General features: G+C 49.9%; 19 protein-coding genes. 17 read left to right on the top strand and 2 right to left on the bottom strand.

Annotated elements, in window-relative coordinates; genetic code table 11:
* Nucleotides 1-3 precede the first annotated feature (3 nt).
* The 13 genes from A8O25_RS22525 (at nt 4) to A8O25_RS17580 (ending at nt 15,954) form a co-directional block, all read left to right on the top strand.
* Nucleotides 4-1,056, top strand: coding sequence for a cytochrome c oxidase subunit II (locus A8O25_RS22525; RefSeq protein WP_074987993.1), 1,053 nt, complete (start codon nt 4-6; stop codon nt 1,054-1,056).
* A gap of 23 nt (nt 1,057-1,079) precedes the next feature.
* The gene (locus tag A8O25_RS17635; protein ID WP_066837612.1) at nt 1,080-2,909 is read left to right on the top strand and encodes a cytochrome c oxidase subunit I; all 1,830 of its coding nucleotides are present in this window, start codon (nt 1,080-1,082) and stop codon (nt 2,907-2,909) included.
* A gap of 3 nt (nt 2,910-2,912) precedes the next feature.
* Nucleotides 2,913-3,989: a COX15/CtaA family protein gene (locus tag A8O25_RS17630; protein WP_066837609.1), complete on the top strand. Its 1,077-nt coding sequence runs from the start codon at nt 2,913-2,915 to the stop codon at nt 3,987-3,989.
* 53 nt (nt 3,990-4,042) lie between these two features.
* Nucleotides 4,043-4,894 (top strand): heme o synthase, encoded by an 852-nt coding sequence (gene cyoE / locus A8O25_RS17625; protein WP_082893727.1) that lies wholly within the window; start codon nt 4,043-4,045, stop codon nt 4,892-4,894.
* 12 nt (nt 4,895-4,906) lie between these two features.
* A complete protein-coding gene (locus A8O25_RS17620; RefSeq protein WP_066837599.1) occupies nt 4,907-5,488 on the top strand; it encodes a cytochrome c oxidase subunit 3 in 582 nt (193 codons plus the stop codon).
* 16 nt (nt 5,489-5,504) lie between these two features.
* The gene (locus A8O25_RS17615; protein ID WP_066837596.1) at nt 5,505-6,251 is read left to right on the top strand and encodes a cytochrome c oxidase subunit 3; all 747 of its coding nucleotides are present in this window, start codon (nt 5,505-5,507) and stop codon (nt 6,249-6,251) included.
* 28 nt (nt 6,252-6,279) lie between these two features.
* Nucleotides 6,280-6,627, top strand: a complete 348-nt coding sequence (locus A8O25_RS17610; RefSeq protein WP_066837593.1) for a cytochrome C oxidase subunit IV family protein — start codon at nt 6,280-6,282, stop codon at nt 6,625-6,627.
* Between the two features lie 135 nt (nt 6,628-6,762).
* Nucleotides 6,763-7,305 carry an SCO family protein gene (locus A8O25_RS17605; RefSeq protein WP_241499077.1) on the top strand — a complete coding sequence of 181 codons (543 nt, stop codon included), beginning with the start codon at nt 6,763-6,765 and terminating at the stop codon, nt 7,303-7,305.
* A complete protein-coding gene (locus A8O25_RS17600) occupies nt 7,295-7,843 on the top strand; it encodes a DUF420 domain-containing protein (RefSeq protein ID WP_066837587.1) in 549 nt (182 codons plus the stop codon). Before A8O25_RS17605 ends, A8O25_RS17600 begins: the two co-directional genes overlap by 11 nt.
* Nucleotides 7,844-7,890: 47 nt before the next feature.
* On the top strand, nt 7,891-8,136 hold the full coding sequence (locus A8O25_RS17595; RefSeq protein WP_082893726.1) for a hypothetical protein: 246 nt from the start codon (nt 7,891-7,893) through the stop codon (nt 8,134-8,136).
* Nucleotides 8,137-8,201: 65 nt separating this feature from the next.
* Nucleotides 8,202-8,519: a DUF983 domain-containing protein gene (locus A8O25_RS17590; RefSeq protein ID WP_241499075.1), complete on the top strand. Its 318-nt coding sequence runs from the start codon at nt 8,202-8,204 to the stop codon at nt 8,517-8,519.
* Between the two features lie 182 nt (nt 8,520-8,701).
* Nucleotides 8,702-12,397, top strand: coding sequence for a sensor histidine kinase (locus A8O25_RS17585; protein WP_066837581.1), 3,696 nt, complete (start codon nt 8,702-8,704; stop codon nt 12,395-12,397).
* Nucleotides 12,394-15,954, top strand: coding sequence for a hypothetical protein (locus tag A8O25_RS17580; protein WP_066837578.1), 3,561 nt, complete (start codon nt 12,394-12,396; stop codon nt 15,952-15,954). The genes A8O25_RS17585 and A8O25_RS17580 overlap by 4 nt, the downstream gene beginning before the upstream one ends.
* Before the next feature lie 160 nt (nt 15,955-16,114).
* Here A8O25_RS17580 and A8O25_RS17575 read toward each other — a convergent pair whose 3' ends face one another.
* The gene (locus A8O25_RS17575) at nt 16,115-16,948 is read right to left on the bottom strand and encodes an FRG domain-containing protein (RefSeq protein WP_241499074.1); all 834 of its coding nucleotides are present in this window, start codon (nt 16,946-16,948) and stop codon (nt 16,115-16,117) included.
* Nucleotides 16,949-17,138: 190 nt separating this feature from the next.
* Nucleotides 17,139-18,104 (bottom strand): ADP-glyceromanno-heptose 6-epimerase, encoded by a 966-nt coding sequence (gene rfaD, locus A8O25_RS17570; protein ID WP_066837575.1) that lies wholly within the window; start codon nt 18,102-18,104, stop codon nt 17,139-17,141.
* 549 nt (nt 18,105-18,653) lie between these two features.
* Here rfaD and A8O25_RS17560 point away from each other — a divergent pair.
* From A8O25_RS17560 to lpxB, 4 genes are all read left to right on the top strand, one after another.
* A complete protein-coding gene (locus A8O25_RS17560; protein ID WP_241499073.1) occupies nt 18,654-19,574 on the top strand; it encodes an ABC transporter substrate-binding protein in 921 nt (306 codons plus the stop codon).
* Nucleotides 19,571-20,578, top strand: coding sequence for a FecCD family ABC transporter permease (locus tag A8O25_RS17555; RefSeq protein WP_066837569.1), 1,008 nt, complete (start codon nt 19,571-19,573; stop codon nt 20,576-20,578). The genes A8O25_RS17560 and A8O25_RS17555 overlap by 4 nt, the downstream gene beginning before the upstream one ends.
* Complete coding sequence (locus A8O25_RS17550) at nt 20,578-20,994, top strand: 6-pyruvoyl trahydropterin synthase family protein (RefSeq protein ID WP_066837566.1); 417 nt, start codon at nt 20,578-20,580, stop codon at nt 20,992-20,994. The genes A8O25_RS17555 and A8O25_RS17550 overlap by 1 nt, the downstream gene beginning before the upstream one ends.
* A 167-nt stretch (nt 20,995-21,161) precedes the next feature.
* Entirely contained in the window at nt 21,162-22,286 is a 1,125-nt protein-coding gene (gene lpxB / locus A8O25_RS17545; RefSeq protein WP_066837640.1) for a lipid-A-disaccharide synthase, read from the top strand.
* Nucleotides 22,287-22,328: the final 42 nt, after the last annotated feature.

Raw genomic sequence — 22,328 nt, 5'->3', positions numbered from 1 at the left:
ATAATGATTACGATTGCTGTAGCACTATCAATCATCCTATTACTGGTCACGCTCTACCTGTTATTTAGAATCCAGATTCTGGCTTCTATCTTCAAGGGTAGCTATAGACGTGATGTTGGCAAAAGCAACAAAGTGAATGCCGTTCTTCTATTGGTATTCTTCTTTGTGATGGGAGGGCTTTTCATTTGGTCTTTTATGGATGCCAAAGAAGATATGATTCTTCCTAATGCTTCTGTACATGGAATTGACATTGACCAAATGTTCTGGTTAACCATGGCGGTTATTGGAATTGTGTTTGTCATCACACACATTCTGCTTTTTGTTTACTCCTACAAGTACCAACACCAAGATGGCAAGCGCGCGTATTTCTATCCGCATAACAACAAGATCGAAATTATCTGGACAGTTATTCCTGCGGTTGTAATGGCGTTGCTGGTTTTCTCAGGTTGGAAAACCTGGGCAAAAATTACCAGCCCGGCCCCTCAGGATGCTGTGGTGGTGGAGATCATGGGTAAGCAGTTTAACTGGTTGACCCGCTACCCTGGGGCAGACAATAAATTGGGTGTGGTTAAACATACTTTGATCACTGCTGAAAATGAATTTGGTATTGATTTGACTGATCAGAATTCAGCAGATGATTTTCCGGGTGAGCCAAGTGCTTTCCACGTTCCTAAGGGCACGCCGGTATTATTGAAAATCAGATCAAGAGATGTGATTCATAGTGTGTTCCTTCCGCACTTCAGAGTAAAGATGGATGCTGTACCTGGTATGCCTACATCTTTCTGGTTTATCCCAACCAAGACTACCGCTGAAATGCAGACAGAGACAGGTAATCCTGATTTCCAGTATGAACTGGCCTGTACTGAAGTGTGCGGACGTGGTCACTTTGCCATGAAAACTATCCTTGTGGTTGATGAGCCTGAAGAATATAAGAAGTGGGTAGAGGCTCAGTCAAAGAAAACATTTGCTACCACCTTGCAGGGAGGTGGCTCTGACAGTGCAGCAGTTGCTGTAAATTCAGAAGCCGGTGCTGCAAGTCTTGCTACAAAACAATAGTTATAATCTCTTAACAGTATTGTATGTCTAGTACAGATATTTCATTACATAAAGATGTGCATCTAGAGCACGATGATCATCATGATGACCATCACAATGAAAGCTTCATTACGAAGTACGTCTTTAGTCAGGACCATAAGGTAATTGCCAAACAATTTTTGTTCGCAGGTATTTTCTGGGCAATTATTGGTGGAACCTTATCTAGCCTTTTCCGGATGCAGCTTGGCTTTCCGGAAGCAACTTTCAACTTTTTAGAGCCCCTGCTAGGTAAATGGGTAGAGGGGGGAAAGTTGAATCCGGAGTTCTACCTGGCATTGGTAACCATGCACGGTACCATTATGGTGTTCTTTGTATTGACTGCAGGATTGAGCGGTACCTTTAGTAACTTCTTGATTCCTCTTCAGTTAGGAGCCCGTGACATGGCCTCTGGTTTCATGAACATGTTGTCCTTCTGGTTCTTTTTCTTAGCCAGTGTGATTATGTTCTATTCTCTCTTCTTAGAGACTGGACCTGCAGGTGGTGGCTGGACGGTTTATCCGCCGTTGAGTGCTCTGCCACAGGCCATAGCTGGTTCTGGAACAGGGATGACAATGTGGTTAATTAGTATGGCGCTGTTCATTGTATCTCAGTTGCTGGGTGGGGTGAACTACATTACTACGGTTATCAACATGCGTACCCGTGGTATGTCTATGTCAAAAATGCCTCTTACTATTTGGTCATTTTTCCTGACTGCCGTTCTTGGTCTGTTAGCGTTCCCGGTTCTCTTCTCCGCTGCTTTGTTGCTGATTTTTGACCGTTCATTTGGAACCAGCTTCTTTTTATCTGATATCTATGTAGCGGGGCAGGCGCTTTCTCACACGGGAGGTAGCCCAGTGTTGTTCCAGCACTTGTTCTGGTTCTTAGGTCACCCAGAAGTGTACATTGTAATACTTCCAACATTTGGGATTGTATCTGAAGTCATCACTACCAATGCCCGTAAGCCAATTTTCGGTTACCGTGCTATGATTGGTTCTATGTTGGGTATTTCCGTTCTTTCCTTTATTGTTTGGGCTCACCACATGTTCGTTTCAGGTATGAATCCATTCCTGGGATCTGTGTTCATGTTCCTGACCCTCATCATTGCAGTTCCTTCTGCGGTGAAAGTGTTTAACTGGTTGGCTACGCTTTGGAGAGGGAATATCAACTTCACACCAGCCATGCTGTTTTCTGTGGCATTTGTGTCACTGTTTATTTCTGGTGGAGTAACTGGTATCATTTTAGGTAACTCGGCACTGGATATCCAGTTGCATGATACCTACTTTGTGGTAGCTCACTTCCACTTGGTAATGGGTAGTGCCGCATTCTTTGGAATGTTTGCCGGGGTGTACCACTGGTTCCCTAAGATGTTTGGTAGAATGATGGATGAGAAGCTTGGCTATGTTCACTTCTGGATTACTTTCATCTGCGCCTACCTGATCTTCATGCCAATGCACTACATGGGTATTGCTGGTTTCCCAAGAAGATATTATACCTGGACTGGATTTGATACCTTCAGCACCTTCCTGGATATGAACTCCTTCATTTCCATTGCTGCTATCGCTGTTTTCTTTGCACAGTTGTTCTTCCTGTTTAACTTCTTTTACAGCATATTCAGAGGAAGAAGAGCTACGGAGAACCCATGGAAATCAAACACCCTGGAGTGGACTACACCGGTAAACCCTGGGCATGGAAACTGGCCTGGACCGCTACCAGTGGTTTACAGATGGCCTTATGACTACAGCAAGCCGGGTGCACCTGAAGATTTTATTCCTCAAAATGTGCCTTATTCACAGACACAGTCTTCTAACTTGCCTCACGAGAGAGACGAGTTTTAACGAATGGGAAAAGAATCTTTTAGAAGTAAAAGGTTTAGAAGTATAGGGGTTTTAACCATTGCTTCTGTTTATTTTCTAATACTAGTAGGGGGGATCGTCCGTAGTACTGGGTCTGGCATGGGTTGCCCAGATTGGCCTAAGTGCTTTGGAACGTGGGTCCCCCCCACTAGTTTAAACGAGCTGCCTTCTGATTATCTGGAGGTCTACAAAGAGAAACGCATACAGAAAAATCAAAGAATAGCGAAGGTGCTGGAAAGGGTAGGTTTTTCTGAGGTGGCTCAGGAAATTTTTGCCCATCCTTCCCAATATATAGAATCCGAATTCAACGTCACCAAAACCTGGATTGAATATATAAACAGGTTAGTGGGAGTGGTCATTGGGATTTTAATCTTCTTAACTGTTCTTGCCGCATTTCCTTTTTTAAGAAATGACCCAAAGTTATTTTGGGGTGCCGTGGCTTCTTTACTTCTGGTTGTTTTTCAGGCTTGGCTTGGATCGTTGGTTGTGTCAACAAACCTTTTGCCAGAAATGGTGACCCTGCACATGGCATTGGCGTTGTTTTTGGTGGCTCTTCTCATTTATATTGTGGTGAGGGCGAAAAGGCATGAAGTTTATCAGCAGCCGGTTCTATCATCTGGATCATTAAAATGGATGCTAGGCGGGGCATTGCTTCTGACTTTTGTACAGGTAATTCTGGGTACACAGGTTAGGGAGCAGGTGGATATAGTAGCTTTCAATTTAAGCAATCAGCAGCGGGAGACGTGGATCAGCCAATTAGGAGCATCTTTCTACGTGCACAGGTCGCTCTCCATTTTGGTGGTATTGCTAAATGTGGCGCTATTTTATTTTGTGAAGCAGTTAGGGCACAGGGGAATGCAAAGGATGGCAGTATGGATCTTAACTTGTATAGGGGCGGAAATATTATTGGGTGTGGTGTTGGCTAATTTTGCGATCCCGGCGGTTGTACAGCCTCTACATCTCTTATTTGGAACCGCTCTCTTTGGGGTTCAATTTCTGCTGCTCATGTATTACTTCTATGCTCAGAAACCTAAACGTCAACCAGCGCAGCTGGTGGCATAAACTAGTTTATGTTCGTACAAGAAATAGCATCAAGTACGCAGGCATCAACGGCCATGAGTAAAGTATCTGCCTATATACAGTTATTGAAGTTGAGGCTATCTTCAGTGGTGGCTTTTTCCAGTGCCATTGGATTTCTTTTAGGAAGACCAGATGGGCGTTGGGTAGATACTTGCCTGGTCATGTTAGCCGGTTTGTTAGTGACTGGTTCTGCCAATATTATTAACCAGATTCTGGAAAAGGATCTGGATAAACTGATGAAACGCACTGCAAAAAGACCTTTGCCAAAGGGTATTTTGACAGTAACAGATGCTACCGTGTATTGTCTGGTGTTAGGAGTTGCCGGAATAGCCCTGTTAGGGTTTTATTTCAACTGGCTGTCTGCCATGCTCTCCTTTCTGTCTCTTTTGTTATACGGATTTTTTTATACCCCTTTAAAGCGTATTTCGCCCATTTGTGTATTTGTGGGGGCCATACCAGGGGCGCTTCCTCCTCTGATTGGCTGGGTAGCGGGAACAGGTTATGTAGGGGTTGAAGCTTTAATCTTGTTCGGAATACAGTTTATCTGGCAGTTCCCCCATTTTTGGGCTATTGCCTGGGTGTTAGATGATGATTATAAAAAGGCGGGTTTCAAAATGCTCCCCATGGCGGGTGGTAAAAACTTGAAAACCGCTATTCAGATCATGATCTATACTTTACTGCTGATTCCGCTGGGGCTGTTGCCTTTGCAGTTTGGGATGGCCGGTAAAACGTCTGCTTTTGTGGCAGTGGTATGTGGGGTTCTTTTTTTAATGCAGACTTTCTATCTCATGCATACCTGTTCTAAACGTGCGGCCATGAATATTATGTTTGGGTCATTCCTGTACTTGCCCATAGTACAGATTGCGTTTGTGGTAGATAGACTTTAAGAGTGTTTTAACATGGTAGCTAATACAGAAATACAAACTGAACACAGACGGGTTAATCCGCTTAAATTCATTCTCTGGTTGCTTATTGTAAGCATCCTGATGATGTTTGCAGCCTTTACCAGTGCCTATATTGTTCGGCGGGAAGAAGGCAACTGGCTGGAGTATGACCTTCCATCTGTCTTGTTGATCAATACCTTCATTTTGATTTTGAGTAGTGTGTTCATGCAATGGGCCTACGTGTCTGCAAAGAAAGATAACATCAAAAATGTTAGACTGGGGCTCATCCTTACTTTTATTGCCGGAACCGCTTTTCTCATAGGACAATGGGAGGGATGGGCCGAGCTAGTGCGTAATAACGTGTTTTTTGGGGGAAGTACCTCCAACCCTGCGGGCTCATTTCTGTATGTATTAACAGGGGTGCACGCATTTCACCTGGTCACTGGCTTAATTTTTCTAATTATTGTAGTAATTTCGGCGCTCAGGTACCGGGTACACTCTAAAAACCTTACCCGAATTGAACTATGTACCATCTACTGGCACTTTTTAGGGGCTCTGTGGATCTACCTGTATATTTTTCTAACGTTGAACCATTAATAATTCTCTAACACATATGTCGCAAACAACAACATTTGAGCAGCCTAAAACCGGCACTTGGGATGGAGGTAACGAGCCCTTTAAGGCGAGTTATGGGAAACTGATGATGTGGTTTTTCCTCTTGTCAGATGCCTTTACCTTTGGTGCTTTTTTGACTACTTACGGGCTTGCTCGCCATCGGCACCATGCCTATGAAGGTACGCCAGAGGCGTTCACTTTCTCTACAGAATGGTGGCCAATCCCTGAAAAAGTTTTCAACGCGTTTCCTTTTTTCCATGGGGTAGACTGGCCCTTAGCGTTTGTGGCCCTAATGACCATGATCCTGATCCTTTCTTCTGTTACCATGGTGTTAGCGGTTGAGGCAGGTCACCGTATGGACAAGAATGATGTGCAGAAATGGTTGTTGTGGACCATCTTGTTTGGTTCTATGTTCCTTGGTTGCCAGGCATGGGAGTGGAGCCACTTTATTGCCGGAACAGATGAGGGTATGAAACTGGCAGATGGAAGTGTGATTTATGGAGCCAACCTTATTGTGAACCAGTACGGCCCCCCGTTGTTTGCTGACTTGTTTTTCTTCATTACTGGTTTCCACGGCACACACGTATTCAGTGGGGTAGTATTGTTGATCCTGATTTTCTTTAATACTGTGAACGGTGTTTACCATAGAAGAGGACACTATGAGATGGTAGAGAAAGTTGGTCTTTACTGGCACTTTGTAGACTTGGTGTGGGTGTTTGTATTTACCTTCTTCTACTTAGTGTAATTTGTTTGACTTGATAATTTGACTAGATATGGCAGCACATTCTCATCATAATGAAGATCATGGTCATGTAGGAGACATTCCTAAAGCACAGACCAAAGCTATCTGGAAGACCTTTGTCATCCTTTGCGTCATTACTGCAATTGAATTTGCCTTCGCGTTCATGATGGAAGCAGGTACGTTGCGTAATGCCATCTTTATTGGCTTAACTATCCTGAAGGCGTTTTACATTGTTGGGGAATTCATGCACTTGAAGCATGAGACTAAAGGCTTAATCTGGGCTATTCTGGTACCAACCATTCTTTTATGCTGGTTACTGGTGGCTCTTTTGGTAGAAGGCACTTTCTACGGAGATTCAGTGTACAATTACTTCAAATAAATGAGTCCAAAAAAAGCCCTGATACTTGGTGCTGTTCTATTGGTACCGGTATTGGCCTTTTTATTCCTTAAGATGTTCGGAGTGAATAGATATTCACTCCGAACTTATTTTCCGGCAACGGTAGATTCAACTTTGGTGCAAGGTCAGTGGCAGTTTGACACCCTCTACCACAAAGTTCCCCCCTTCTCCTTCACTTCCCAGACGGGCGCCTCTTTCTCCCAAAAAGAACTTCAGGGCAAAGTGTTTGTTGCCAATTTCTTCTATACTTCCTGCCAGGGTATCTGTAAACAGGTCAGCACCCAGCTGGCGCGTGTGCATGATGCATTTCGGTTGCAACCAGATGTAAGGCTTGTTTCTTTCACCGTAAACCCTGAGCAAGACCAGGTCCCGCAACTGAAAGAATACAGTGACAGCTTTCGGGCAGACCCCTCCCGGTGGATTTTTCTCACAGGGCCTAAACCCCAAATCCAGGCCTTAGCTGCTCAAGGGTTTAAGCTGCCAGTTGTAGCTGCGGCGGGAGACAGTGCTGAACTGGAACTGCACAAACAGTTAATGCTGGTTGACAAGCAAAAGCGGATACGCGGCATTTATGATGGAACCAGCGCCAAGGAAATTGACAGATTGATTACAGAAATTAACGTGCTCCTTTCAGAGTACGAAACAGACCATGGAAAATAAAACCATTCAACACCCAAACGATTCCCGGTACTTGATCCTGATTGCCATTCTTTCAGTAGTGGTGCCGTTGCTGGTGGCATTTTTGCTTTTTATGCCACAGACAGGCAAGTTAGGAGATCTGGATGTGTCCTTCCTTCCTAAACTGCATGCGGTCCTCAATTCTTTAACGGCTATTTCACTGGTAGTGGGGTACCGGTATATTAAGAAAGGGAACAGAAGGTATCACCGGTTTGCTATGACCACAGCTTTTGTGCTTTCTGCTTTCTTTTTAATCTCTTATGTAACCTATCACTATCAGGCTGCTCCTACGCCTTACGGCGGAGAAGGGCTTATCAAAGGCATTTACTATTTCATTCTGATTACCCATATTGTTCTGGCTGCCGTCATTGTGCCATTGGTACTACTGTCAGTGTATTTTGCGTTATCTGAACAGAACGCCAGGCATAGGAAGGTTTCCCGCTGGACCTTTCCGTTATGGTTATATGTGGCTGTAACCGGTGTGCTGGTATATTTGATGATTTCACCTTATTATGTGTGAAACTTCTGATGGCCGCTCGTGTTATTGAGAAAGATTAAAGGGAAGCGATGATGAACAGAAACTATATCTATTATTTAACAGGCGTAGTGGTGGTGATGGCCCTGTTGCTAAGTGTAACCCCGGCAGAGGCGCAGTGCGCAATGTGCCGGGCCTCAGTTGAGTCATCTAGCGGCGGTCCCACAGACACAATTGCGAACGGGCTGAACAAAGGGATCCTGTATTTAATGGCTGTGCCGTACGTGTTGATTGGGTGCGTAGGCTTCTTTTGGTACCGTTACAGCAAAAAGAAATAATGGGTGCCGGGGAGCATGTGAAGGCCGGCTTGGCAATGCGTTGCCCCAGATGTCACCAAGGTGAAATGTTTACGCATTCTGCCCTGAACCTTAAAAAGTTTGACCAGATGCCTGAAAAATGCCCGTTTTGTGGCTTCAGGTATGAGATTGAACTGGGCTTTTATTGGGGAGCCATGTATATGAGCTATGGCCTTTCTGTGCTGATTGTGCTGATAGTAGGAGTGAGCCTTTATTTTCTGGCCAATGACCCGCCTACCTGGGTTTATTTGACGGCTGTAGCCGGTACCGTGATTTTGCTAACGCCTGTGCTTTTCCGGTATGCCCGCGTGTTAATGCTTTATTTATTCGGGAGCGTCTCCTTTGACCCCAAATATAAACGATAAGCCTTCGTTTAAATGTAACGGTCACACCAGGGCTTGCGCAGAGCTTTTCCTGATTTGCGTTTTTGGCCTGTTTTCTTAAAAACAGGCCAAAAACAGAAAGCTGCTGCAGCTTAATTCTGTTTTGCGGGTGACTTCTGAGCATTTTGCCCGTAATATGGCTAAATTCGGAAAAAAAGGCGGCCTTGAAGTTTACTCGTAATATTCCTTTTTTCTTCTTGTTTGCTGCGGTGCTGTTTGGCGCGGTGGGTCTTCTTCTGCAGGTAAGTGTGCAGCGGGAGCTGTTAGAGGCACCTGAGCGGGAAATGGCCAGAGAGGTGCGGGAACGGGTGCAGAACCACGTGGAACAGGCCAGGCAGGAGCTCACCCAATTAGCCAGTGCCCTGCCGGTAGAGACTGGTTTTTTTTCCAAAAACCTGGTGAAAGCCAGTTTGCCGGTTTTTATCTTCCAGAAAAACAAACTTGTCTTCTGGTCTGACCATACCCTGCGGCCAGAGCTTGATCTCAGAAACCTGCGGCGCGAGGTGGAAATGCATGCAAACCGTTTCGGGCGTTTTCTCACCGTGACTTACCGTCCTTCTGACACCTATACCCTGGTGGCAGTAATTCCCCTGGAAATTAAGTACGGGATTAGCAATACCTTTCTCCACAACGGGCTAAACCCGGTAATCTTTGAAGACCATGCCGCCTCTCTGCAGGCTGAGCGGTCTAAAAATGCCGTGCCAGTGGTAGATGCACAAGGGAATTACCTGTTCTCCATCATTGTCATGGACCCGGCAGATTGGCTGCACGCCAGTAAGTGGACCTTTGCCTTGTATGCGCTGGCCTTGCTGATGGCCCTGCTCTTCCTGCTGACCCTGCGAAGAAGATGGAAGCAGGAAAGGCATCTCATGTGGTCCCTGTGGAGTTCTATCATTGGGGTAATTGCCCTCCGGGGAACAATGCTCCTGTTTAATTTCCCCAACAGCGTGCTGGAGATGAACCTCTTCAGCCCCCGGGTATATGCCGCCGGCTGGTGGTCCCCGTCTTTAGGTGATCTGCTGTTAAACGAGCTCTGCCTGTTGGCCATTGCCATGCAGGTGTATTGGTTTTGCCGGGCCATCCGTTTTCAGCCTGATTTTCAAAAAACAGGTCAAAAACAGATTTGGGCAAGTATTGGCCTGGGCACTCTGATCACCCTGGTCATCATTAGCTGGTATGAAACCTATAGCAGCATTGGGATCAATACCCAGCCTACCTTAGATATTTCAAAAAGTGTCTCCTTCAGCTTAGAAAAAACCGTGATCTTTCTGGTCATGGTGATGCATACCTTAGCTTTAAGCTGGATGCTGCGCCTGTTGTTGAACTGGCTGCCGTTCAGTCCTGGCGGCAAGCGCGCTTTTGCCTTTTCATGGGTAACCGTATTGGCCATGGCCTTGGTATGGGCTTTTTGGCGGGATACCCCCAGTGGCAATTGGGTGGTTTTACTGGCCAGTGCCGCCTTGGTGGGCTGGGAGCAGTTACACAGAGAATTAGGCAAGCGTGCCGGTGTTTATTCCAGTGTATTTCTGTTGAACATTCTGGGGGCCAGTCTGGGCGCAGCCGCGTTGTATGACCTGCACGCCCAACAGCACCGGCAGGACAAGCAGCGGGTAGTGAGTCAGCTCTTGAAAGACCGGGATGATGAGGCAGAGTATTTTTTAGCGCAGGCCGCTGAGGAGATTGGGAAAGACCCCATGATCCGGCACGTGTTGCGGGCCCCCTGGATCAACCTGAATTTCCTGGACCAGAAGATAAGGAGGCAGTATCTGCAGAATCTGGAGGAGAATTACGCCATTACACTTCGGCTGTTTGATATCAACGGTCAGGCGCTTTCCTTTACAGATACCCTGACCAACTGGCATTCTTACGCCCGCTACTGGGCCCCAAAAGCAAAAAACACAAATCAGAAAGGGCAGTTGCTGATTAAATCTGAGACGGAGCCAGGCAAATTCACCTACCTGCAGGAAATCAGGATGGCGGTGAACCCGGTGCAATGGATGACCCTGGTGCTGGAGGTTACCCCTAAATTAGCCGCTCCCAACAGTGTCTTGCCTGAGTTGCTGGTAGAACGTAAGAGTTCACAGCCTAATTCTATCCCGGGGAGCAGTTATGGGCTCTGGCGAAACGGTCGTTGGCTCAAGACCGAAGGCTACTTTGAATACAGCCGGTACTTCTCTCCCCAGCTGTTTCAGGTGCCGCTGCTCTTTAGCCAGGGGCTTACGTTGGCAGATTACCACCACCTGGGGGCTGTTTCTGGAAACGGGACGGTGGCCGTGGTGAGCACCCCGGCCTATGGTTTCCGGTCCTGGCTTTCAAATTTCTCCTTTCAGTTTCTGGTCCACACCCTGGTGCTCTTTGCCTTGCTGGCCGTGGTGATCTTGTACCGTGGGCGGCTGGTGCAGGTGATTGCCTCTACCTTCGGAACAAAAATTCAGCTGTTCCTGAACCTGGGCATTCTGGTGCCCTTGGTGATAGTAAGTTTGACCATTGGGAGTCTGGTGACAGATTCTTACCGGCAAGACATGGTGCGCAGCTACCTGGAGCAGGGGGAGTTTGTGCGGCAGAACATCCAAACCAGCAACTGGGGGCATACGCTGTTCAAAAGCAGGCCAGATTCTTTGAGCCGAAGGGTTAGCCGGTTGGCTGCCCTGGCGCAGTCTGAATTGAATTTTTATGACGCCCAGGGGCAGTTGAGAATCTCCAGCCAGCCTGCTCTGTTTGAGGCCGGGGTAATCTCCACCCGCCTCAACCCGCAAGCCATCAGTGTCTTGAAAGAGCAGGGACTCAACCGGGTGCTGCTGCAAGAGAAAGCCGGCAGCCTGCCTTACAGCGCCATCTATGTGCCCTTGCGCAACAGCCCCACTGAAAGCCCCCAGGGGTATCTGGGAATACCATTTTTTGACGCAGAGAAAGAGCTCAATGCGAAGCTCATCCAGCTCATTACCACCATCCTGAACATTTTCACTGTCTTGTTCCTGGTGTTTGTGCTGGTCAGTTATGCCGCCACCCGCGCCCTGACGGTGCCCCTGAAACTACTCACTGACCGCCTGAAGCGCACCACCCTCACCGGCCAGAATGAGAAACTGGTGTATGAGTCATCAGATGAGATTGGGTTGCTGGTGCGGGAGTACAACCAGATGCTACAGAAGCTGGAAGAAAGCAAGCAGGAACTGGCGCTTCGGGAGAAAGAGGCCGCCTGGAAAGAGATGGCCCGGCAGGTGGCCCATGAGATAAAGAACCCGCTCACGCCCATGAAGCTTTCATTGCAGTACCTGAGAAAGGCCATGCAGGAGGGCCGCAGCAACATGGAGGAGCTGGTGGAGAAGATTTCCAAGACCATGATCACCCAGATTGATGTTCTGGGCGATATTGCCACCTCATTCTCCAACTTTACCTCTATGCCAGACCTCAAACTGGAGGTGCTGGAACTGAATGACCTGGTAAAGAGGGCCGCAGACCTGCACCTAAACCCCCAGCAGCACCGGGTGCAGCTGGAGATGCCGCCTGCAACTATTCTGGTAAAAGCAGATGAAAACCAGCTCATCAGGATCTTCAACAATTTACTGTTGAACGCGTTGCAGGCGGTACCTTCTTCCCGCAGGCCAGAAATTCAGGTGCGGGTGCAGCCCTCAGAGCCGCACTGGGTGCTGGTGGCGGTACAGGACAACGGCTCTGGTATTCCACCGGAGGTGCAGCCTAAAATTTTTGTCCCTAATTTCAGTACCAAGTACTCCGGTTCAGGCATAGGGCTGGCAGTGGTGAAGAAAGGGGTAGAAGCCATTGGCGGTTCTATCTGGTTTGAGACCGAGGAGAATGTGGGGACCACATTCTTCCTGAAACTGCCGGTGGTGCAGCCATGAGGTACGGGTGGGGCATTGTGCTGTTGCTGCTGCTAAGCCTGGCAGTAGCTTCCTCCACGCAAGGGCAGACACTTTCTAACCAGCGGTGCAAGTGGGTACTGCTGCAGGAGGGGGCCTTTCAGCTGGACTCCTTGACTATTGCTGAAGAAAGCGTGCAAATCTTTGACAACCGGCAGGTGCTCCGGCCTATGTCCTTTCTCTATGACCCGACCTCCGGCCTGTTCCAGTTCATGCATCTGCCCCCGCCTGCCGTCACCCCCAGGCTTTTCCCAGATTCGCTTATTGCCCGGGGAGAAGGGGCGTTTTTGGCCCGTTTTCCTGAAAACAGGTCAAAAACAGACTCTGTGTTGGTTTGCTACCGGGTGCTGCCGGTGAACCTGGCGGCGGTAAAATTTAAACGGGACGTCAGACTGCTGGATTCAGCAGAGTTTGAGCGGCAGAATGTGTTTGAGCCGCAGGCGGCCCGGGAGGAGCTGTTCAAAACACCGGGTCTGAACAAAACGGGTAGTATCTCCCGCGGCGTATCAGTGGGGAACACGCAGAACGTATTTGTGAATTCTGCCCTGAACCTGCAGCTGGAAGGCAAACTGACTGAGGAGATTGACATCACCGCCTCTATCACTGACCAGAACATTCCCTTTCAGCCCGAAGGCAATACCCAGCAGCTACAGGAGTTTGACCGGGTTTTCATCACGCTGCAGCACCGGCTCTGGACGTTGACCGGCGGTGATGTGGTCCTGAAGAACCGGCCGGTGTCCCATTTCCTAAGGTTTTACAAAAACGTACAGGGAGGGGCCCTGGAGGTGAACAGGGGCAAGAAGGGTTGGGAGAGCTCTACGGCGGTGGCGGCGTCAGTGGCCAAGGGGAAATTCGCCTCAGAGATCATCACGCCGCTTGAAAGTGTGCAGGGGCCGTACCGTCTGCGCGGGCCCAACGGGGAACGGTTTATCATTGTCCTGGCCAACTCAGAACGGGTTTACCTGGACGGGAAACTGCTCACGCGCGGCTTTGACTATGACTATGTAATTGACTACAACCAGGCTGAGATTACCTTTACCCCAAAGTGGATCATCACGCGCAACTCCCGCATCAGGGTTGATTTTGAATATTCAGACCAGAATTACACCCGCACCGTGCTGCACGCCAACCATTACCAGAACATGGGCAGGTTCAAGGTGTACGGTAACTTCTACAATGAGGCAGACAACCAGAACAGCCCGCTGCTGCTGAACCTGAACAATGACCAGAAGCGGCTGCTCACTCAAATTGGAGATGACCTGCAGCAGGCGGTCTCCTCTGGGGCAGAGCAGGTGAAATACAGCCGTAACCAGGTGCTCTACCAGCTAAAAGAGGTGCAGACGGCTAGTGGCAGTTTCAACATCTATGAGTACACCACAGATTCAACGGTAACTCTGTATGCCGTTAGTTTTACTGAGGTAGGGGCTGGGCAGGGCAATTACAACCTGCTGAACACTACCGTGAACGGACGCGTGTACCAATGGGTGGAGCCGGTGAACGGGGTGCCGCAGGGGCGGTATGATCCGGTGCGTATTCTGCCCACGCCCATTCAGAAGCAGATGATGACCCTGGGCGGGATCTGGTCTGTAGACCCCAAAGCAGAAGTTTTTCTGGAAGTAGCGGGTTCCAGGAATGATCTGAACCGCTTCTCAAAACAGGATTCTGAAGATGACCAGGGCAAAGCCCTCAGAGTGGGCTATCAGGTAGGTGACCGCACTATAAAATTTCTGGGGCCGTACAAACTGCAGAGTGCGCTGGCGTATGAATACACAGATCCTAACTTCGCGCCCATAGACCGCTACCGTGACATTGAGTTTGACCGTGACTGGAACAGCCCCACCAACACCACCTCAGCCCGGCAGTCCAGAATTGAAGACCATATTCTCTCTTTCTCAGTGGGGGGCGTGCGGGATGCCAGAAATTATCTGAACTACAAGCTCAACCGCCGCTACCGGCCCAGTGAGGTAGATGGCACCCAGCATCTGTTGGAACTAGGGCAGACCGTGAAAAGGCTGGAACTCAGAACCAACCTGTTTCTCATGAACAATGAGCTGGTTGATACCAAGGCTGAATGGGTGCGCGGAGAGATAGGCGTGCAGTACCCTACCCGCTTTTTCACCCCCGGCTACGTGTACCGCTTTGATAAAAACCGGGTCACGTCTAAACTGAATGAACAGCTGGTTGCCTCTGCCAACTATTTTGATGACCACCTGTTTTTTCTGCAGAGCGCAGATACGGCAAAGGTAAAATTCAGGGCCGAATACAGTCGCCGGGTAGATTGGCGGCCAGAGAACGGGGAGCTGGGCAACAAGCAGATGGCCAACACCTACAACTTCAGCGCCAGTACCATTGTCAGGAACAACCACCAGATCAACGCGCTGCTCACCTTCAGAAATGTGCAGGCCCGTGACAGCCTGCCAGAAACCAGCGTGCTTTCTAAAATTGACTGGGTGGGAGACTTCTTTGACCGTAACCTGCGCTCAGAGTTAAGCTACGCCATTGGCACCGGTAGGGAGCTGAAGCGCGAATACCAGTTTGTGGAAACGGTGCCGGGGCAGGGAACTCATTATTTTGAAGACCTGAACCAGGATGGGCAGCAGGACCTGAATGAGTTCTTTGAGGCCCAACCCACAGATCCGCCGTACCGGCGAAATTATGTGCGGTTGTTCATTCCCACAGATGAGTATGTGCTGGCCTACACCAACAATTTCACCTACCGGCTCAACAGCAGTTTGCCCCGGCAGTGGCAGCGCGCAGAAAGCTGGGTAAAGCGCATGGCCTCCAAATTCTCTGCCCTCTCTTTTGTGGCCATAGACAAACGCACCACAGATGATGACCTGCGCAGCCGCTTCAACCCGTTCAGCCTCAATTTTGCTGATACATCGCTGCTCTCGCTGACCCGCTCTTACCGCAATACATTATACTTTAACCGGAGCAACCCCAAATACGGGGTGGAGTGGACGGTGCAGCAGAGCCTGCAGAAAATCCTGCTCACCAACGGCACAGATGTACGCCTCAACAGCAGCCAGCAAATGCTGTTCAGGGTTAACCTGACGGAGGTTTTTTCCAGCCGACTCAACGTGACCCGCTTTAAGCGGGAGAGCTCCTCTAATTACCTGACCACCAAAAATTTCCTGATCAGGTCCTGGGAGGCCACGCCTGAGCTGTCTTACCAACCCAACACAAAGATCCGGTTCACCGGCACCTACCAGTGGATGGACAAGGAAAACGAGCAGGGGGCGCAGGAGGAGGCCCGGTTTCATGAGTTCGGCAGTGAGGTGCGGCTCAGCCAGGTAGGCAAGCGTACAGTGGCCGGCGTGGTGAAATACATCAAAATTAACTATACCGGCCAGATTAACTCACCGGTGGCGTTTGAGATGCTCAACGGTTTCCAGCCCGGCAACAACCTCACCTGGAACCTGGCCGTACAGCAGCGCCTCACCAACGGCCTCAACATCACCCTGGACTATGACGGCCGCAAACCCCAAGGCGTCAGAACCATTCACACCGGCAGAATGCAGGTATCAGTGCTTTTTTAATTAGGAATTAGGAATTAGGAATTAGGAATTAGGAATTAGGAATTAGGAATTAGGAATTAGTTTTCCCTAACCGCATGCTTCCTTCTGTTGTGCTGTTTTCTTGAAAACAGGCCAAAAACAGAAACCAATTTTCAATTTTTTATTCCCAATTCTTAATGAATTACGTGGTGGTATAATGCCGTCTCAGCCATGCACTGATGCCGGTTAACCCAGGGAACAGCACGCGCTCGGTAATGTTGGCTTGGTCCAGTTTGTCCCGGATTTCCCATTTCAGATAAGTGGGAATGATGAGCCGGTAGTACAGTTCAGGCTGCTCTGCGAGCCAGCGGCAGAGCAGGGCGTCTGGGGTTGACATCATGGAGAACAGGGCGTACTGGTGCACAATGCGCTCATCTAGTGACGGCGGCTCCAGAAACATCACAAACGGCTCTGTCTGAAACTCGCTCAGGCTTTTGAGGGTGGGGGCCACGGGCTCCAGCACCTCGGGGGTGAATACGTTAGAGCCTTCCTGCCTAATGGCCTTCTTCAATTCCTCTGGCAGGTAATCAGTTGACTTTACGTAGTTCACGCACCAGATCACCCCGTCTTCATGAAAGTTGTTCAGGTCTGCCGTGGCAAAATGCAGCGCCACGTACGGCGAGTACGTCCAGTCCAGCAGGCGGGTGGGCAGGCCGTGGTGCTGGGCAACGGCCAGCCAGTTCCAGATAGACTCTCCAGACTCGGTGAAGCTGGTGCCACGGGCGTATTTCCTGAAATTCCGGAGCAGGTGGGGCTCCAGTTTGGGGTAGTCGCCGCCAATGCGCATGAGGCTGGTCTTGAGGCCGTAGTTTTTATTCCATAGCCCCCGGAACACATACGGGGAGCGGTACCGGTTGATTTTGTCATCCCAGGAATCACGGAAGAGCTCGCGCTGTAGTTCTTCCCAAGACTCTACCCGTACATCATTGGGCATTTCCAGGTAGGGGGATGTAGTGGGAGTGGTCTCTGAGGTCATGGCCTTTCTACGGAAATTAAGGGGCGTCTTGTTAAACCAAATACCGGGGCAGAAGAAAAATCAGTAGTTATACGAGCAGCTACCGCCAGCTTTGCCTTCTCCAAACACATTGCCGTTTTAGGGCTGTTTTTACAAAAACAGCCCTAAAACAGCTGCGCGCCTACTATGGGTAGGCGCGCAGCTGATAGGTCTAATAGTAAGCGTTTGAGGTGAGGTAGTTCTGAACGTAGTCCTGCACCCCTTGCTCCAGCGTATGAAAAGGCTGGTCATACCCAATAGACCGCAGCTTGTTCATGTTGGCCTGGGTAAAATACTGGTACTTGTCTCTGATATCCTCCGGGGTGTCTTTGAAGTCAACGTTGATTTCCCGGCCCATGGCCGAAAACGTATTGAAGGCCAGGTCCAGGAACGTACGCGCCTCCCCGCTGCCCAGGTTGTAGATGCCTGAGTTTTTGCGGTGGTGCATGAGCCAGTACATCACTTCAACCACGTCTTTCACGTACACAAAATCCCGCATCTGCTTTCCGTCTTCAAAATCTGGGTTATGTGACCGGAACAAGGTGAGGCGGCCAGAGTCACTGATGGAGTTGAAGGCGTGCATCACCACAGAGCCCATGCGGCCCTTGTGGTACTCATTGGGGCCATACACATTGAAGAACTTCAAGCCTACCCAGAAAAACGGTTTGGCCGTCTGTTCCAGTGCCCATTTGTCAAAGTCGTTCTTAGACTCGCCATACGGGTTGAGCGGCTGCAGCAACGGAATCATGTTCTCGTCATCATCATAGCCCAGCGTGCCAGAGCCGTAAGTAGCCGCAGATGAGGCGTACACCAGCGGAATCTGGTATTCGCAGCAGGCGTTCCAGACTTTTTTAGAATAGTCCAGGTTGAGCAGGTTGAGAACCTCGTAGTTGAACTCAGAGGTATCTGTGCGCGCGCCCAGGTGAAAGATGAACTCCACCTCCTCGTAGTTTTTGTCCAGCCAGTCAAAGAAGTCGTTTCGGTCAACAAACTCCTTGATTTTTTTCCCCTCCAGGTTGGCCATTTTCTTGGCAATGGAGAAGTTGTCTACTACTACTATATCATTGAAGTTGGCGAGGTTGAGTCTGGTGACCATGCAACTCGCTATAAAGCCGGCGGCTCCGGTTACTACTATCATGGTGTTGTCTTTATTTCAAAGCGTAAAGCTAGCCAAAGGTACGAAAGTTTCAGCGGGCGAGATGTTGCGGGGAGGGCGGTGCCCACCTCAATTCCTGTTTTGGGGCTGTTTTCTGAAAAACAGCCCCAAAACAGGAATGTACCTGCATGGGGTTTTTCAAGAGTTGCCCTACTCGCCCCTAAAAAGGGGCAAAAAGAGGTGTTCAGACCAGCTGCACTACGCATTTCTGCTCCTTTCCCGCCTGGGGGCGCTACGCTAAACGAAACGTTCTCCGTCAGAATGTGGGAACTTCCCTGGCCCGTTATTCCTAAGAGCAGGTGCGCCCTCTCCCGTTCTTTCCAAACCTATGGGGGTTAACCTCGGCCGCCTGCCCGTGCTCCCGTTAAGTTCCTGGGGGGCTGCGGCTTCTGCGGAGCAAGCTCCCGCAGGAGGAGGGAAGTAGTATTCCCATTGGGGAAAATCTGGCATGGGGTTCATGTTCCAGACAGGGTACTTCTCTTGAAGCAAATGCTGTATCTTTGGGGCTTACCCTGAATTTATAGTACCCACGTGAAGTATCAGATTATCTATAAGGCGAAGAAAAGCCTGCCGTTGTATGCGTTGTGTCTGGCGTTGTTTTTCGCCTGTGAATCTAAAACGCAAGGCCCTGCTACGTCTGCTGACGCCACCCTGCACACGGTGACAGATGATTTGGGCCGTAAGGTGACGCTACCGGTAAAACCGACCCGTATTCTGGGGTTGGCACCGTCTATGACTGAAATGCTGTTTGCCGTGGCTGATACCGGGACTATCATTGCCCGAACCCAGAACTGTGACTATCCGGCTGCCGCCCTGGCCAAGCCGGTCCTCAACAATTACCCCATGGACTATGAGCGGCTGCTGGCCCTGAAACCCCAGGTGGTGTTCGCCACTGAAGGAATCATCTCAGCAGAGGTGGCGGCGCAGGTGGAGAAGCTCCACATTCCTATCTATTACCAGGCGTATGACAGTGTGGCAGATGTGCTGCGCGGCATACGGGACTTGGGGCGGTTGCTGCAGCGGGAGCAGCAGGCAAACGCAGTGGCAGACTCGCTGCAGCTACGGCTGAAGGCGCTGGCGGCAGATTCAGGCCGGGCCCCTAAGCCCCGCGTATTGGCTATTACATGGCGGGACCCTATTTACGTGTATGGCCGCAATACTATTTTGACAGACAAACTTTCCTTTGCCGGAGCCAGAAATGCCGTAGAGGAAAAATTTGCGCAGGCTTTTCCGGCGCTTACCCGGGAATATATCCTGAAAATGAACCCAGATGTGATCATTGGGGGCAGCTTTGACCATTATGAGAAGACATTTTTCTCGCTGTACCCAGAGCTTAGGCGCATTAACGCCTATAAGAACAAACGCATTTTTGAGGTAACCGATGACCTGCTGGCCCGCCCCAGCCCACGGGTGGTGCAAAGTATTGAGGAACTAAAAAAGGTGCTGCCGTGAGAAAAACAGCCTGGGTATTTCTGTGTTTGCTGCTGTTGCTGACCCTGGGGTTTTTCCTGAGCCTGCGGGTTGGGAGCATTAACACGCCGTTCAGCACCATTCTGGAGGCGTTTGTTTCATATGAGGCCAGTGATGCGGCGCATTACAGCATCATACACCTGCGGTTGCCGCGCCTGCTGTTAGCGTTTCTAACGGGAGCCTCCCTGGCGTTTGCGGGTTACCTCATGCAGGCGCTGGTGAACAATGCCCTGGCCGACCCCTATTTGCTGGGAACAGCGTCTGGGGCATCACTGGGGGCTTCCATCAGTTTTTACCTGTTTGCAGATCTAACTTTTCTGGGGTTGTACATGCCCCCATTTTTTGCGCTGCTGGGCTCCTTTGGGGTAACGCTGGTGGTGGTGGTGCTGGGGTCGCGGCGTGGGCAGCTGGTTCCCAGCCAGATGCTGTTGGTGGGCATTGCCTTGAGTTCGCTGCTGGTGGCGCTGGTGAGCCTGATCATGTTCCTGTCTGAGTCTGAGAGCCAGCTAAAATCTGTGGTGTTCTGGAGCATGGGCGGGTTTGAGAAGGCAGATTGGACCAACCTGGGATACCCGGCCACGGCGCTGGTGCTCTCCCTTGTGCTGTTCTTTTTTCTGCAGCGCCACCTTAATGTATTGCTGCTGGGCACCGAGAGGGCAGAGACGCTGGGGCTGGATGTGCGCAGGATCAGATGGGTGATGCTGGTGACGGTGTCTGTGGTGACAGGCTTTGCGGTGGCTTTTTCCGGCCCTGTGGGGTTTGTGGGGCTCATGGTGCCGCATGTAATACGGGCCCTGCTGGGCACCACCAGCCGGTTGAACCTGGTGGCCTGCGCGTTAGGGGGCGGCCTGTTTCTGGTAGTGTGTGATTTGATCTCGCGGCTGCTGTACCCGCCAGCCGGTTTACCGGTGGGCATTGTGACTTCGTTCTTTGGTGTGCCTTTCTTCGTATATTTGCTGCGTAGAAAGAATTACCGATTCAATTAATGGTATACGTAAGCCGGTTAGAGCATTTTAACGCAGCACACAAGCTGCACAACCCCAATTGGTCTATGGCCAAGAACAAGGAGGTATTTGGCCCGTGCGCCAATACCAACTGGCATGGGCACAATTATGAACTGATAGTAACGGTAAAGGGAAAGCCTGACCCGGAAACCGGTTTTGTGATAGACCTGAAAAAACTGAGCCTTCTCATTAGGGAGCACATCATTGAGAAGGTAGACCATAAGAATCTGAACCTGGACGTGCCGTTCATGGAAGGCAAGCTGGCAAGCACTGAGAATCTGGTGATGGAGTTCTGGAACATCCTAAACCCCCAGATTCCCCGTATATCAAATGCGCAACTGCACAGCCTGAAACTTTACGAGACGCCCCGCAATTTTGTGGAGTATTTTGGGGAGTAAGCCCGTGGTGAAAGGGGATTTGGAGTAGAAGTTGGAGGAGTACAGAAGGCTTACACGCTTGAAGACTGACACTTTTGCCCAACCGGGCAGGAACACCAAACCTGCCACACGTTGAACTGCTCACCCATAACTAAAAAAGAAGCCTGGTGGCAGGCTGCTATTTTCTGATGAAGTACTATATCATTGCCGGAGAACGGTCCGGAGACTTGCACGCCTCAAACCTGATCAAGAAATTGCACCAGGAAGATCCGCAGGCGCACATACGCTGCTGGGGCGGTGACATGATGGAGGCGGCAGGTGCTCAGCTGGTGAAGCATTATCAGGAAATGGCCTTTATGGGCTTTCTGGAAGCGGCCACCAACCTGCTCAAAATCAAGCGTTTTTTAAAGGAGTGCCAGCAGGACCTGCTGCAGTACCAGCCAGATGTGGTCATTCTGGTAGACTATGCCGGGTTTAACATGCGCATTGCCAAATTCGCCAAGGCGAACGGGCTGAAAGTCTTCTATTACATCTCGCCTAAAATCTGGGCCTGGAACCAGGGGCGCGTGCATACCATCAAGAAACTGGTAGACCGCATGTTTGTCATCATGCCCTTTGAGAAAGACTTCTACCAGAAGTTTGATTACCACCAGACAGACTATATTGGCAACCCTGTGTCTGACTCTGTGTCAGCGCACGTGGTGAACAAGAATTTCAGGGAAGAAAACGGGCTGGATGACCGGCCTATCATTGCGGTGCTGCCGGGAAGCCGCCAGCAGGAGATAGAGAACATTCTCTACATCATGCTGAGCATTCTGCCACCGTTCCAGGATTACCAGTTTGTGGTGGCCGCGGTGAGCAACTTTTCTAAAGAGTACTACGAGCACTTTAACCGTGAGCCGTTCATCAAGATTGTCTATGACCAGACCTATGACCTGCTGGCACACGCAGAGGTGGCCCTGGTAACCTCTGGCACCGCCACGCTAGAGACAGCCCTGTTTAACGTGCCACAGGTGGTGTGCTACCGTACCAGCAACATCTCTTACTGGATAGGCAAGGCGGTGATCAAGGTGCCTTATATTTCTCTGGTAAACCTGATTGCCAATGAGCGGGTGGTGCCAGAACTCATTCAAAGCGATTTGAATGCGCAGAACCTGGTCAAGGAACTAAAGAATGTATTGGAAAACCCTGCCGGCCGTGACGCGCAACTCAAAGGGTACGCCAAAGTGCGCAAGTTGATTGGTGACTTCAATACCTCTGAGACAGCCGCCAAACTGATGGTGCAATACCTAAAGGAGGAGAAGAGCAATTAAAGATTTCTGTTTTGGGGCTGTTTTTAGAAAACCTAGCCCGAA

It is taken from the genome of Rufibacter ruber, from assembly GCF_001647275.1.
Taxonomy (GTDB): Bacteria; Bacteroidota; Bacteroidia; order Cytophagales; family Hymenobacteraceae; genus Nibribacter; species Nibribacter ruber_C.
The sequence above is the reverse complement of the archived record's forward strand: the minus strand, read 5'-3'. Positions and strand labels throughout refer to the sequence as shown.

Excerpts from the sequence above, each read along its gene's own strand:
- A8O25_RS22525 (WP_074987993.1), top strand. The coding sequence starts at position 4 with ATGATTACGATTGCTGTAGCACTATCAATCATCCTATTACTGGTCACG.
- A8O25_RS17635 (WP_066837612.1), top strand. The coding sequence starts at position 1,080 with ATGTCTAGTACAGATATTTCATTACATAAAGATGTGCATCTAGAGCAC.
- A8O25_RS17630 (WP_066837609.1), top strand. The coding sequence starts at position 2,913 with ATGGGAAAAGAATCTTTTAGAAGTAAAAGGTTTAGAAGTATAGGGGTT.
- cyoE (WP_082893727.1), top strand. The coding sequence starts at position 4,043 with ATGAGTAAAGTATCTGCCTATATACAGTTATTGAAGTTGAGGCTATCT.
- A8O25_RS17620 (WP_066837599.1), top strand. The coding sequence starts at position 4,907 with ATGGTAGCTAATACAGAAATACAAACTGAACACAGACGGGTTAATCCG.
- A8O25_RS17615 (WP_066837596.1), top strand. The coding sequence starts at position 5,505 with ATGTCGCAAACAACAACATTTGAGCAGCCTAAAACCGGCACTTGGGAT.
- A8O25_RS17610 (WP_066837593.1), top strand. The coding sequence starts at position 6,280 with ATGGCAGCACATTCTCATCATAATGAAGATCATGGTCATGTAGGAGAC.
- A8O25_RS17600 (WP_066837587.1), top strand. The coding sequence starts at position 7,295 with ATGGAAAATAAAACCATTCAACACCCAAACGATTCCCGGTACTTGATC.
- A8O25_RS17595 (WP_082893726.1), top strand. The coding sequence starts at position 7,891 with ATGATGAACAGAAACTATATCTATTATTTAACAGGCGTAGTGGTGGTG.
- A8O25_RS17590 (WP_241499075.1), top strand. The coding sequence starts at position 8,202 with ATGTTTACGCATTCTGCCCTGAACCTTAAAAAGTTTGACCAGATGCCT.
- A8O25_RS17580 (WP_066837578.1), top strand. The coding sequence starts at position 12,394 with ATGAGGTACGGGTGGGGCATTGTGCTGTTGCTGCTGCTAAGCCTGGCA.
- A8O25_RS17575 (WP_241499074.1), bottom strand. The coding sequence starts at position 16,948 with ATGACCTCAGAGACCACTCCCACTACATCCCCCTACCTGGAAATGCCC.
- rfaD (WP_066837575.1), bottom strand. The coding sequence starts at position 18,104 with ATGATAGTAGTAACCGGAGCCGCCGGCTTTATAGCGAGTTGCATGGTC.
- A8O25_RS17550 (WP_066837566.1), top strand. The coding sequence starts at position 20,578 with ATGGTATACGTAAGCCGGTTAGAGCATTTTAACGCAGCACACAAGCTG.
- lpxB (WP_066837640.1), top strand. The coding sequence starts at position 21,162 with ATGAAGTACTATATCATTGCCGGAGAACGGTCCGGAGACTTGCACGCC.